At 72.9% G+C, this 12,288-nt stretch carries 11 protein-coding genes; 4 read left to right on the forward strand and 7 right to left on the reverse strand.

The window, feature by feature from the left end:
- Window positions 1–16 precede the first annotated feature (16 nt).
- Window positions 17–340 (reverse strand): YciI family protein, encoded by a 324-nt coding sequence (locus ACFVHO_RS19120; RefSeq protein ID WP_385715621.1) that lies wholly within the window; start codon window positions 338–340, stop codon window positions 17–19.
- Between the two features lie 142 nt (window positions 341–482).
- Between ACFVHO_RS19120 and ACFVHO_RS19125 the strand changes: the two genes are divergently transcribed.
- Window positions 483–1,160, forward strand: a complete 678-nt coding sequence (locus ACFVHO_RS19125; RefSeq protein ID WP_385715624.1) for a DUF998 domain-containing protein — start codon at window positions 483–485, stop codon at window positions 1,158–1,160.
- Between the two features lie 85 nt (window positions 1,161–1,245).
- On the opposite strand, the gene ACFVHO_RS19130 is transcribed toward ACFVHO_RS19125, so the two are convergent.
- The 3 genes from ACFVHO_RS19130 to ACFVHO_RS19140 all read right to left on the reverse strand — a co-directional run bounded on the left by ACFVHO_RS19130 (window position 1,246) and on the right by ACFVHO_RS19140 (window position 4,615).
- On the reverse strand, window positions 1,246–2,244 hold the full coding sequence (locus ACFVHO_RS19130) for a BtrH N-terminal domain-containing protein (RefSeq protein ID WP_385715627.1): 999 nt from the start codon (window positions 2,242–2,244) through the stop codon (window positions 1,246–1,248).
- A complete protein-coding gene (locus ACFVHO_RS19135) occupies window positions 2,241–3,053 on the reverse strand; it encodes a MerR family transcriptional regulator (protein WP_385715629.1) in 813 nt (270 codons plus the stop codon). Before ACFVHO_RS19135 ends, ACFVHO_RS19130 begins: the two co-directional genes overlap by 4 nt.
- A gap of 80 nt (window positions 3,054–3,133) precedes the next feature.
- Entirely contained in the window at window positions 3,134–4,615 is a 1,482-nt protein-coding gene (locus ACFVHO_RS19140) for an amidase (protein WP_385715632.1), read from the reverse strand.
- A 388-nt stretch (window positions 4,616–5,003) separates the two neighbouring features.
- Between ACFVHO_RS19140 and ACFVHO_RS19145 the strand changes: the two genes are divergently transcribed.
- Window positions 5,004–5,564, forward strand: coding sequence for a TetR/AcrR family transcriptional regulator (locus ACFVHO_RS19145; protein WP_385715635.1), 561 nt, complete (start codon window positions 5,004–5,006; stop codon window positions 5,562–5,564).
- Between the two features lie 41 nt (window positions 5,565–5,605).
- Window positions 5,606–6,523 carry an alpha/beta fold hydrolase gene (locus ACFVHO_RS19150; RefSeq protein ID WP_385715638.1) on the forward strand — a complete coding sequence of 306 codons (918 nt, stop codon included), beginning with the start codon at window positions 5,606–5,608 and terminating at the stop codon, window positions 6,521–6,523.
- A gap of 75 nt (window positions 6,524–6,598) precedes the next feature.
- Here the strand turns inward: ACFVHO_RS19150 and ACFVHO_RS19155 are convergent, their stop codons facing one another.
- Entirely contained in the window at window positions 6,599–7,318 is a 720-nt protein-coding gene (locus ACFVHO_RS19155; protein WP_385715641.1) for an SDR family NAD(P)-dependent oxidoreductase, read from the reverse strand.
- Window positions 7,319–7,388: 70 nt separating this feature from the next.
- Between ACFVHO_RS19155 and ACFVHO_RS19160 the strand changes: the two genes are divergently transcribed.
- Entirely contained in the window at window positions 7,389–8,018 is a 630-nt protein-coding gene (locus ACFVHO_RS19160; protein ID WP_385715643.1) for a MarR family winged helix-turn-helix transcriptional regulator, read from the forward strand.
- A 60-nt stretch (window positions 8,019–8,078) separates the two neighbouring features.
- Here ACFVHO_RS19160 and ACFVHO_RS19165 read toward each other — a convergent pair whose 3' ends face one another.
- Together ACFVHO_RS19165 and ACFVHO_RS19170 are read right to left on the reverse strand one after the other, a co-directional pair.
- Window positions 8,079–11,018, reverse strand: coding sequence for an FAD-binding and (Fe-S)-binding domain-containing protein (locus ACFVHO_RS19165; RefSeq protein WP_385715645.1), 2,940 nt, complete (start codon window positions 11,016–11,018; stop codon window positions 8,079–8,081).
- A 98-nt stretch (window positions 11,019–11,116) separates the two neighbouring features.
- On the reverse strand, window positions 11,117–12,283 hold the full coding sequence (locus ACFVHO_RS19170) for a pyridoxal-phosphate-dependent aminotransferase family protein (protein WP_385715648.1): 1,167 nt from the start codon (window positions 12,281–12,283) through the stop codon (window positions 11,117–11,119).
- Window positions 12,284–12,288 lie beyond the last annotated feature (5 nt).

The following is a 12,288-nucleotide window of genomic DNA, read 5'->3' on the forward strand; positions in this document are numbered from 1 at the left end:
CGGCGCCATCGGCCGGTCACTGGCTGAACACCTGCCGGATCTCGCTCACGCCGTCACCGACGATCTTGCGGAACCGGCGGGCCAGCTCGACCGCCTCCTCCTGGGAGCGGGCCTCGATCAGCGCGAAGCCCACCACGGCCTCCTTGGCCTCGGTGAACGGCCCGTCCGTCACCGTTATCTCACCGTCGACCGAGGTCAGCCGCACGCCGCCCGGCTCGAGGCCCCCGGTGGCCAGCAGGGCCCCGGAAGCGGTCAACTCCTCGATGAACTGGCCCATTTCGGCGAACAGGCTCTCGTCGGGCGTCCTCGAAGAAGCCTTGGTCGTCATCAGGTAGCGCATGGTCGTTCCCTTCCACTGCGGGCTGCTGTTACGCCTCCACGTCGAACAAGCCTATGTGACAGGGAATGCATCCGTTCCCTGTCACATCGCTCGATCGACGTGTGAGCAGGAACCAGCCGACGAACCAAGAAGGGCCCTCGCCATGACGACCACCCCGCTCACCGCCCGCGACGCCGCCACGAGCACCGCCACCACCACCGGCCCCGCCCGTGCGCTGCTCACCGCCGGAGCCGTCGCCACCCCGCTGTGGACCGTGGCGGCCGTGACCCAGGCCCTCACCCGGGACGCCTTCGACCTGACCCGGCACCCCTTCAGCATGCTGGCCAACGGCTCGCTCGGCTGGATCCAGATCACCAACTTCCTGCTCGTCGGGGCGCTGTTCATCGCCGCGGCCGCCGGGCTGCGCCGCGCCCTGCACGGCGCGACCGGCGGCACCTGGGTGCCCCGCCTGGTGCGGGTCGTCGGCGTCGGGATGCTGGCCGCGGGCGTCTTCGTCGCGGACCCGGGGGACGGGTTCCCCGCCGGCACCCCGGCCGGCAGGCCGCAGAGCATGAGCTGGCACGGCGCGCTGCACCTGGTCGCCGGGTCGGTGACGTTCTTCGCGCTGATCGCGGCCTGCCTCGTCCTGGGCCGCCACTTCAGCCGCGCCGCGGACCGCCGCTCGGCCCTGGCCTGCCGTGCCGCCGCGGTGGCGGTCGTCCTCGGCAACGGGTGGGCGATGAGCGGCGGCCCGGCCGGGTCGCTGACCCTGGCGGTCGGCGTCATCGCCGGGATGGGCTGCGTCTCCTCGGTCGCCGCTCGGTACCGCAGGGGCCTGTGAGTCCAGGCGGTGTCGGCCGCGGAGCCGTCGGATCAGGAGCGGGGCGCCAAGCGGCGCCCCGCTCCTCGGTGCGCGCGGTCGCCCCTCACTCCCCCGACTCCCCCAGGCGGCTCAGCGCCCGCATGGCCTCGCGCTCGGTTCGCGAGAGCTCGTGGAGGAGGTCGCCCGCCCGTGCGAGGCACTCCGGATCGCCCGACTCACCGGCCTTCTTGATCAGTTCCGCGACCTCCGTCCACTGGTCGGCTGCCCGCGTGTACAGCCCGAGGCCGGTGCGCAGATGGCCGCTGTCGACCAGTTGGGCGCATTCCGCCAGGAAGTCGCGGTAGAGGTTCCGGAACAGGGCACCGCCGGTTCCGGCCCGCTCCATCAGACGGGCGGCCTGCGGCAGGTCGCGCCCCGGGTCGTCGGAGCGCCGCAGCCAGGTGCGCACCAGCTTGCCCGCCTTCTCGATGCCCCGGTGGCCGAGGTTGGCGATGGGCGGGTCGAGGAAGGCGTCCGCGCAGGCGGTGATCGCCGGGATGATCCGGTCCCGCGGGGCGGGTGGATTCTCCGGGACGGTGAGGGTGAAGGAGCGGTTCTTGGCGGTCATCGGGCCGCGTGCGGCCCTGGCCTCGGCGAGGCTGGTCAGGCTCGTGGTCACCGCGCCGCCCTGCTGGTCGGTGTCCACCAAGTACGCCACGCGGTCGTCGTAGCCGTACAGGGCGACGACATGACCGCCGAAGTGCGCCTTCGACCCGAAGTAGTCCAAGTGGTGGCTGTCGAGCTGCAGTCCGACGGGCCGGCCCGCCTGGAGGGCGGCCGCCACGTTCTCCCACGCCTTGCGGGGCGAGGTGGTCTCCTGGACCACCAGCTCCAGGCCGAGTCGGGCGGCCAGGTTCCGCGTGAGCTCGAAGGGCTTGACCCGGCCCCCCAGGAACGGGAAGTCGAGGTTCTTGCCGTCCCAGTAGACGAAGGACAGACCGGAGCCGAGGCCGAAGAGCATGGGCTCGGACAGATCGAGTCCCTGGTGCCGCAGCAGCACCCCGAGGGCCGTCGTCTCGCAGTGCCGCATGCCGCGGGCATCGACGCCTGTCACTGTGGTCATGCCGTGCTCTCCTCGACCTTGATGATCAGCCTGGTTCTCAGCTCGTCCTGCGGTACGTCCCCGGGTCCGGCCAGATAGACCTCGCGCACGGGCGCCCTAGGCCGTAGCCCGCGCTCGTGGACGGCCGCGAACAGGGCGTTGTAGGCCAGGGGCAACTGGGCGTAGGGCCCGACGTGCAGGGTCTCGGCGACGGGTCCGCCGGGCAGCACCTCGACCTCGATGCCGGGCGCCCGGGCAAGGCCGCCTCGCGGTGTCCGGACTCCGACGGCGATCTCCGTCCGCTCTTCGAGATCCAGCGGGTACAGGCCCCAGAGCGGCGGCTCCCAGGCGATTCCCGCCGTGCCGAGCGCGTGCAGCAGCCGTCCCACGCACTCCTCGACCCGCTTCCCGATGTCCGCGGGAGCGCAGACCGCTCGCACCACGGCCAGTTCCCGTGCGGGCTCCCGGCCCATCGTCACCGCGCAGCCGGGCAGCCCGCCCTCCGCGAGGCGCTCCAGCATCGTCAGCCGCGCCTGGTCCCTGCTGATCCGCTCGGCCAGCCGTTCCCGCTCGGCGCGCAGGATCCGCGCCCGGGACTCGGGCCCGGCGGCCAGCGCCTCGGCGATCACGGCCAGCGGAAGGTCCATGTCGCGCAGGAGCGCGATCGTCAGGGCCTCGCGTGCCTGCTCGGGTGCGTAGTAGCGGTAGCCGGAGCCGACGTCCACGTGGGCCGGGGCCAGGAGGCCCGTCTCGTCGTAGTGCCGCAGCTGTTTGACGCTGAGGCGGCACAGGCGGGCGAAGCGCCCGATGGTGAGGAGTTCGTCTCGCACGTCCTCATGGTGGACTCTCCCTCTGTGGGAGAGTCCAGCCCCGCCGACACCGGCCCCGGACGTGCGTCAGCCGCTCGGGCTCACAGGTTCGGCCGTTCCCGGCCCCAGGGCGCTGCCGCCTCCAGTTGCGAGGCGAGGGCGAGCAGCGTGCCCTCGCCGCCGAGCGGTCCGCCGAACTGCACGCCCAGGGGCAGGCCTTCCGGGGTGCGGTACAGGGGGACCGACATGGCCGGGCGGCCGGTGATGTTGGCGAGCTGCGTGAACGGGTTGGGGGCGAGGTTCTGGACCACGGCCCGCCGCCACAGCTTGGTCCGGCTGAGCCGGCCCGCCACGCCCGCCTTGAGCAGCGCCTTGCCGAGCTGCCGGGTCGGCCAGGGCGTGGCGAGCTCGCCGATCCGCACGGGCGGCCGGGCGAGGGTCGGCGTGAGCAGCACGTCGTACGTCTCGTGGAACGCGGCGAGCTGTCGGGTGTAGGTGTTCCAGCGCGCGTGCCGGACGGTGTGCTCGACCGCGCCGAGCGCGCGGCCCGCGGCCGCGAGCAGCCGGGTGTCGAGCTCGAACTGCTCGTCGTCCGCGCCCGTCCTGTGCTTCAGCTCCGCGAGGGTCACGGCGTTCTCGGCGGCGTACATCGCCATGAAGTCGTCGGCCATGCGCAGCCCGTCGATGCGGGGTTCGGCCTCCTCCACGTCATGGCCCAGGCCGACGAGGAGCTTGACCGCGATGTCGACGGCCTCGACCGCCTCGCGGGACACCGGGGTGCCGATCGGCGAGCGGGTGCTGACGCCGATGCGCAGCTTCGGCGGGGTGTGCCGGGCGAGTTCGGCGTACGGCTCGTCGGGGCGTGCCACGAGGAAGGGGCCGCCGGGGTCGGGGCGGGCGGTGAGCACGTCGAGCAGGGCCGCGCTGTCGCGTACGGTGCGCGAGACGACGCCGTCGCTGGCGGCGCCCGCGAGGAGCTCGCCGTACGCGGGGCCCGCGGGCACCAGGCCCCGGCCCGGCTTGAGGCCGAAGAGCCCGCAGCAGGCGGCGGGTATGCGGATCGAGCCGCCGCCGTCGTTGGCGCCCGCCGCCGGGACGATGCCCGCGGCGACTGCGGCCGCGGAGCCGCCCGACGAACCGCCGGGCGTGTGGTCGAGGTTCCAGGGGTTGCGGGTCGCCCCGCCGGCCTCGGGCTCGGTCACGCTCTTGATGCCGAACTCGGGTGTGTTGGTCTGCCCGAAGACGACGAGCCCGGCGTCCAGCCACCGCCGGACGGGCTCGCTGTGCCGCGTCGCGACGAGCTCCTGGGCCGCCCGGGAGCCGCGGCCCGTCGGGCGGCCCGCGTAGTCCTGCATCAAGTCCTTGATCAGGAAAGGCACTCCGGCGAACGGTCCGGACAGCGGGCCCGTGGCGCGCTCGCGGGCGACGTCCGGCATCGGGCGCACGATCGCGTTGATCTTCCCGTTCACGGCTTCGGCGCGCGCGAGGGCCGTCTCGAGGAGTTCGGCCGGTGCCACGTCCCCCCGCGCCACCAGTCCGGCGAGCCCGACCGCGTCGTACGTCTCGTAGTCCCGGTAATCCACCGCGCACCCCACTGACTTGACGTCAAGAATGCACCGGAGCGTAGATCGCCGGTGCCGCGAGCGGCAACGGTGCCGGACCCTGTCGGAGAGCGGAGTGGCGCACCTGGACGCTTCCCTTGTCATCGCACTGGTCGCAGTCGTACTCGGCCCGGTGCCCGCCTTGCGGCGTGTGGCTGCCGACATGACGGCACCGGGGCAGTTGATCACCCCGGCGGCCCGGGCGGGCGCGACCCGATGAGCTACGGGTAACGTCGGCGGAAACTGGTCGTGAGCGAGCGACATCTGTGAGCAGTGGAGAGCCACCCTGAACGAGACGGGCACCGACATCAGCAAGGGCACGCCGGACCTCAAGCGGGCGGAAGGGGCGGCCGTCACGGACGGCCGTCGCGTGAAGGGCGAGCGCCGTCGCCGGGCACTGATCGAGGCGACCGTGCGCGTCATCGCGCGCGACGGTGCCGCCGGAGTCACACATCGCACGGTGGCCCGTGAGGCCGAGCTGCCGACGACCGCGACGACGTACTACTTCAGCAGCATCGACGCGCTCCTGACAGCCGCCCTGACCCAGTGCATGGAGGAGGACTCCGCGCGCATCGAGGCGCTGGTCGACGCGCCGGACGACGGCGTCGACAAGCGCCGGTCCCTGGCGCTCCTGATGGCGGAGACCCTGACGCCGCCCGGGCATCTGCTCGCCGAGTTCGAGCTGTGCCTGCTGGCGGTGCGCCGCCCGGAGCAGCGCACGGCGACCCGCCGCTGGAAGGAGGCCCTCGCCGCCTTCGCCCGCGTGCTCACGGACGACCCGCTGCGCGTCAAGCTGTTCACGCACGCCTACGACGGCCTCCTCCTCCAGGCGCTGCTCGACGACGAGCCGACCACGGCGGACGCGTTCGAGGAACTGCTGCGCGAGCTCCTTCCGGATCCGGCGGAGAACGCGCAGGTCACGCGCCGATAATCCAGGTGCGCTCCATGGGCGGCCATGACAGGGTCCCCCGTATGCCGGTCGTCGATGTGTCCCCCGAGGTGTCCATCGCGTACGAGAGCTTCGGCGACCCCGAGGACCCCGCCGTCCTGCTCGTGATGGGCTTCGGCGCGCAGCTGCTCGCCTGGCACGAGGACTTCTGCCGGGCGCTGGCGGATCGCGGCCGGTACGTCATCCGGTACGACAACCGCGACTGCGGGCTCTCCACCAAGTTCGACGACCACCCCGTCGACATGGGCAAGTTCATCGCCGCCGTGACCTCGGGCGACCTTCCCACCGCCCTCTCGATGGTCCCCTACCGGCTTCTCGACATGGCCCGCGACGGCCTCGGCCTGCTCACCGCGCTCGGGATCGAACAAGCCCACGTCGTCGGCGCCTCGATGGGCGGAATGATCGCCCAGACGATGGCCCTCTCGTCCCCGGAGCGGGTGCTGACGCTGACGTCGATGATGTCCTCGACCGGCGAGAGCGAGTACGGCCGGCCCGCCCCGGAGGCCCAGGCGGTGCTGTTCGCACCGAGGCCCGCAGACCGCGAGGGGTACGTCGCGGCGGCGGAGAAGGAACTGGTGTGGGCCTCCAAGCGGTACGGCGACGCCGTCGCGCTGCGCGAGCTGGCCGCCGCCGGCTACGACCGCTCGTACTGTCCGGCGGGGATCGGCCGACAGCTCGGCGCGATGATCCTCAGCGGTTCACGCGCGGACGCGCTGCGCGGACTGCGGGTGCCGACGCTGGTGATCCACGGCCTCGACGACACGCTGATCGACCCCAGCGGCGGCAGACGCACCGCGGACCTGATCCCCGGAGCCGAGCTTCTGCTGGTCCCCGACATGGGCCACGATCGCCCGCGCGCACTCTGGCCCCGGCTCATCGACGCCCTGGCGGCCCACACCGGCAGACCACCGGCCGCCGTCTCGTCCGGCAGGCGGCCGTAGAGACACGACGTCGCGTGGTCTCGCGCCGTACCCCGACGGCCGCCACCGGCACCCGGGCGGACCCGGCCGCGCGCCTCAACGCGTGGCGCGGGCACCGCCGTTGACGTGCAGCACCTGCCCGGTGATGTGGCGGGCCGCGGGGGACGCGAGGAAGGCGACGGTGCCCGCGATGTCGGCGGGAACCCCGGCGCGGCCGGTCGCGGTGGCCGCCACCAGCTGCTCGCGGCGCTCGCCCGAGAGCTGGTCGCGGAAGAACTCGGTGTCGGCGATGTAGCCGGGCGAGACGACGTTGGCCGTGACACCGCGGCGGCCGAGCCGCTGTGCCAGGTCGATGTTCCAGTTCGCCAGGCCCGCCTTGGCCGCGCCGTAGGAACCGGCCGCCTGCTCGGCGGCGATCGAGCCGATGTGCACGACGGCGCCGCCGTCCGCGAGCCGATCCTCCAGAGCCTTCGTGGTGAGTGCGGCGCCGACCAGGTTGGCGTCGAGGTTGGCGCGGAAGTCCCGGGCGTACGAGGCCAGGTCCGTCTTGCCGTCGGCGTCGAAGGCGATGTTCCCGCCCGCGTTGTTCACGAGGACGTCGATCCGCTCGGGCAGGTCCGCGAGCAGGCGGGTGAGCGCGGCGGGGTCGGTGTGGTCGCAGACCGCCGTGCGGACGTCGGCCTGCGCCGCCAGCTCCGCGAGCGGGCCGGGGCGGCGGCCGGTGACGGTGACGCGGTCGCCCGCCGCCGCGAAGTGCAGCGCGATCGCGCGGCCGATGCCCGTGCCGCCGCCGGTGACCAGGATGGTGCGTGCCATATGCTGAGCTCCGAATCGGTCTCGTGTAGGTCTAAATTTAGGCCTCAACATAACACCGGGGAGCGACACGATGGCAAGGGATCAGCAGGCGGGACGGGCCCCCGACAGCGCTGACAGCGCTGTCGGCGGGAGCGGCGCCGACGACGAAGGCGCCGCCTCGGCCGACACGGCCAGGGCCCATACGGCTCGGGGCATCGCCGAGGCCTGGGAGCGCGAGCGACCCGGTACGCCGGTCTCCTCGATCCGGATCCTCACGCCCGTCTGGCAGTTGGCGAAGCTGTTCGGCGACGACCGGCGCCGGGTCCTGGCCCGCGCCGGAGTGGACGCCGCGACCCTCGACCTGCTCAGCGTGCTGCGCCGCAGCGGGCCCCCGTACGCCCTCAGCACCCGTGAGCTGGGGCAGCGTTCACTGGTCACGGCGGGAGCCGTGTCACAGCGCGTGGCCCGCGCGGAGCAGGAGGGCCTGGTGACCCGGGGCCCCGCCCGCGGCCGTTCCCGCACGGTCCTCGTCACCCTGACCCAGGCCGGTCACGACCTGGTCGAGGCGACCGTCGACCAGGTCCTGCACCGCGACGCCGAGCTGATCGCGGGGCTCACGCCCGACCAGCAGGCCCAGCTCACGGGCCTGCTGGAGAGCCTGCTCGCGGACGTGCAGCGGCGGCTCGGCGACGACTCGATCAGCCACGTCGGACACCGGTGAGCGTCGGCGTCGGCGAGCACCGGCCGTCCGTGACCGCCGACCGCCGGTGAGTGCCGGGCCTCAGCCCCCGTCGGCCGCCAGCGCCTCCCGTACCAACTGCACGGGATGCCAGGCGTCGCGTTCCGTGCCGTGGAAGATCTGCTGGCGGCACGAGGCGCCGGTGGCGACCACGACGGTGTCGTCGGACGCGGCGCGCACCGCGGGGAACAGCCGGTCCTCCCCCACCGTCATCGACACGTCGTAGTGCTCGGACTCGAAGCCGAAGGAACCGGCCATGCCGCAGCAGCCCGCGTCGAGTTCGGTGACCTGGACGCCGGGGATGCGCCGCAGCAGGGCGACGGTCGCCGCGGTGCCGACCTCGGCCTTCTGATGGCAGTGGCCGTGGAAGAGCAGCGTGCGGCCGTTGAGCCAGGAGTCCTCGCGCAGAGTGAGGCCGCCGTCGTCGATGGCCTCGGTGAGGAGTTCTTCCAACTGGCGGACGCGGCCGGTGACGGCCTCGCGCGCCGAGTCGAGCGGCAGCAGGGCCTTGTGCTCGTCGCGCAGCGTCATCAGGCAGGACGGTTCGCAGCCGGTGATGGGGGCCTCGGGAGGCGTGGTCTCCGTGATGCGGTGGACGAGTTGGAAGGCCTTGTCGCTCGCCTCGTCCAGGAGGCCCTTGGACAGGGCGGCGCGGCCGCAGCAGCCGCCGCTCTCCAACTGCACGGCCCAGCCCGCGCGTTCGAGGAGTTCGACGGCGGCCTGGCCGATCTCCGGTTCGGTGTACGTGGTGAAGGAGTCGGCGAGCATGACGACCGGGCCGCGGGGTGCCGCGACGACGGCCGCCGGGCGGCGGGTGAACCAGCGCACCAGGTTGCGGCGGGTGTAGCGGGGCAGCGGGCGGTGCGGGGTGATCCCGACCGTGCGGTGGAGCAGGCGGCGCAGCAGGGGTATGCGGCCGGGCAGGTTGGACACGGGGGCGGTGGCCGAGCCCAGGCGGTTGAGCAGCCGGATGGCGCCGAATATCCGGGAGCGCAGCGGAGTCCCGTGCTCGTCGTGGTGGTGGGCGAGGGCCTCCGCCTTCAGGGACGCCATGTCGACGCCCAGCGGGCACTCGCTCTTGCAGGCCTTGCACATCAGGCACAGGTCGAGGACCTCGTGCAGGCGTTCGTCGCCGAGCGCCTTGTGCGGGTCGGGGGCGGACAGGGCCTTGACGAGGGCGCCCGCGCGGCCGCGGGTTGAGTCCTCCTCGTTGCGGGTGGCCATGTAGGAGGGGCACATCGTGCCGACGTCGCTCTTGCGGCACAGGCCGATGTTCATGCACCGGTCGGCCGCGGCCCGCATGCCGCCCGCGACCTCGAAGTCGAGCCGGGTGCGCAGTCCGGGCGCGGGCGGCAGCGCGGCGTCGCGCAGGTGGTCGGTCATCGCGGGCGCGTCGACGATCTTGCCGGGGTTCAGCCGGTTGTCCGGGTCGAAGAGGCCCTTGACGCGCCGCATCGCCTCGTACAGCTCGTCGCCGAAGAGCTCCCGGTTGAACTCGCTGCGGGCCAGGCCGTCGCCGTGCTCGCTGGAGTTGACGCCGCCGTACTCGGTGACCAGGTCCTTGATCTCCTCGGCGACCTCGCGCATGGTCTGCCGCTGCGCGGGGTCGGTCACGTCGAGGAACGGGCGGATGTGCAGACAGCCCACCGAGCAGTGGCCGTAGAAGCCCGCCGTGAGGCCGTGCCGGTCGAGGACCTTCTTCAACCTGGCGGTGTACGCGGGCAGATGGACCGGGTCGACGGCCGTGTCCTCGATGAACGCCAGCGGCCTGCGGGTGCCCTCGCTCGCCGCCATCAGCAGGCCCAGGCTGGACTTGCGGACCTTGAGCAGGGCGGTCTGGTCGGCGGGGGTGACCGCCGCGAGGGTGTGGTAGCCGTGGCCGTGCCGCTGCCAGAGCTTCGTCAACCGCTGGACGCTCGCGATGAGTTCGCGTTCGTCGTCGCCGGTGAACGACACGAACAGGAGGGCGCCGGGGTCGCCTTCGAGGACGGTGCCCAACGAGGCGTACTCGATCTTCTGGCGGGACAGGTCGAGGATGGTGCGGTCCATCAGCTCGACGGCCGCCGGGTCGCAGGCGAGGGCGTCCTGGGTGGCCTCGATGGCCCCGGCCACGGAGGTGAAGTGGCCGACGGCGAACACGGTGTGCTTCGGCTTCGGCACCAGGTCGACGAGGGCGCGGGTGCTGACGGCGAGCGTGCCCTCCGAGCCGACGACGAACTTCGCCAGGTCGAACGGGGTGTCCTCGCGGGCGAGCCGGTCCAGGCGGTAGCCGCCCGCCCGCCGCCAGTGCTGCGGGAATCCGGCGGCGATGGCGTCGGCGTGCGCGGCGACGAGCGCGGGCAGTTCGCGGTGGACGCGGCCGTCGAGGCCCGTGCCGCGGGCCCGTTCGGCGTGTTCGTGCGCGGTGAGGGGCGCGAGGTGGGCCGTGCTCGCGTCGGCGAGCACCACGTCGAGGGCGCGTACGTGGTCGATGGTCATGCCGTACCGCAGGGAGCCGCTGCCCGCAGAGTTGTTGCCGATCATGCCGCCGATGGTGGCGCGGTTGCTGGTGGAGGTGTCGGGGCCGAACATCAGGCCGTGCGGGGCGGCGGCACGGTTCAACTGGTCCTGGACGACGCCCGTTTCGACCAGGGCGGTGCGGCCGTCCGGTTCGAGGGCGATGATGCGGCGCATGTGGCGGGACAGGTCGAGGACGATGCCCGGTCCCGTGGTCTGGCCGGCGAGGCTGGTCCCCGCGCCGCGCGGCACGACGGACACGCCGTACTCGGCGGCGGCCGCGACGACGGCCTGTACGTCCTCGGCGTGCCGGGGGAAGACGACCCCCAGGGGGGTGATGGCGTACATGCTGGCGTCGCGGGCGAAGAGATGGCGGCTGTAGTCGTCGAAGCGGACCTCGCCGTCGAGGTCGGCGCGCAGCCGCCGCGCGAGGTCGCCGCCGAGCGCGTCCCGCTCGGCCTCCGTGGACTCGGTGCTTGTGGTCATGCGACACGCTCCTGGCGGTGAAGGGGCGTACGGGACAAGGGCGTTCGGGTCGTGCGCGGGGCGGCACGCTCACGGTGCGGAGGGTCGATGACGTGGCGTCAGTCGACGCGGAGGTGGTCGAGGGCCGCCGCCACGCCGTCGCGGCCGACGGGGATCCCGGCGAGTTCGAGCCCCATCTGCACGCCCGCCAGGGTCCCGGCGAGGGTGAGGTCGTTGAAGTGGCCGAGGTGGCCGATGCGGAAGACCTTGCCCGCGAGCCGGCCGAGGCCGGTGCCGAGCGACATGTCGAACCGTTCGAGGACGATCTTCCGTACGGCGTCGGCGTCCTGACCGTCGGACAGGAGCACGGCGGTGAGCGAACCGGAGTGCTCGCGCTCGTCGGCGCACAGCACGTCGAGGCCCCAGCCGCGCACGGCCGCGCGGGTGGCGGCGGCGTGCCGGGCGTGCCGGGCCCAGACCTGTTCGAGACCTTCCTCCGCGAGCATGAGCAGTGCCTCGTCGAGGCCGTAGAGGAGGTTGGTGGCCGGGGTGGAGGGGAAGAAACCGGCCTCGTTCGCGTCGATGATCGGCCCCCAGTCCCAGTAGGACTTGGGCAGTCGGGAGGTGCGGGCGGCGGTGAGCGCCTTGTCGCTGACGGCGTTGAAGCCGAGCCCCGGCGGCAGCATCAGCCCCTTCTGGGATCCGGTGACGGTGACGTCGACGCCCCAGGCGTCGTGCCGGTACTCGATGGAGCCCAGCGAGGAGACCGTGTCGACCAGGAGCAGGGCGGGGTGTCCTGCGGCGTCGAGGGCCGCGCGGATCTCCGGGACGCGGCTGGTGACGCCGGTGGACGTCTCGTTGTGGACGACGCAGACGGCCTTGATGTCGTGGGCGATGTCGGCGTCGAGGCGCTGGGCGGCGGCCTCGGGCGATGCGCCGTGGCGCCAGTCGCCGGGGACGAACTCCACCTCCAGGCCGAGGGACTCGGCCATGTCGCGCCAGAGCGTGGCGAAGTGCCCGGTCTCGAAGCACAGCACGCGGTCACCCGGACTGAGCGTGTTGACCAGGGCGGCCTCCCAGGCGCCGGTGCCCGACGAGGGATAGACGACCACCGGTCCCGAGGTGCCGAACACCGGCTTCAGGGCTTCGAGTACGCGGCGGGCGAGGCCCGCGAACTCGGGACCGCGGTGGTCGACGGTGGGGGCGGACATGGCACGAAGCACCCGGTCGGGGACGTTCGTCGGTCCGGGTATCTGGAGAAAGTGGCGTCCGGTCCTGAGAGTCATTGCGC

The organism is Streptomyces sp. NPDC127108, assembly GCF_042677545.1.
Classification (GTDB): domain Bacteria; phylum Actinomycetota; class Actinomycetes; order Streptomycetales; family Streptomycetaceae; genus Streptomyces.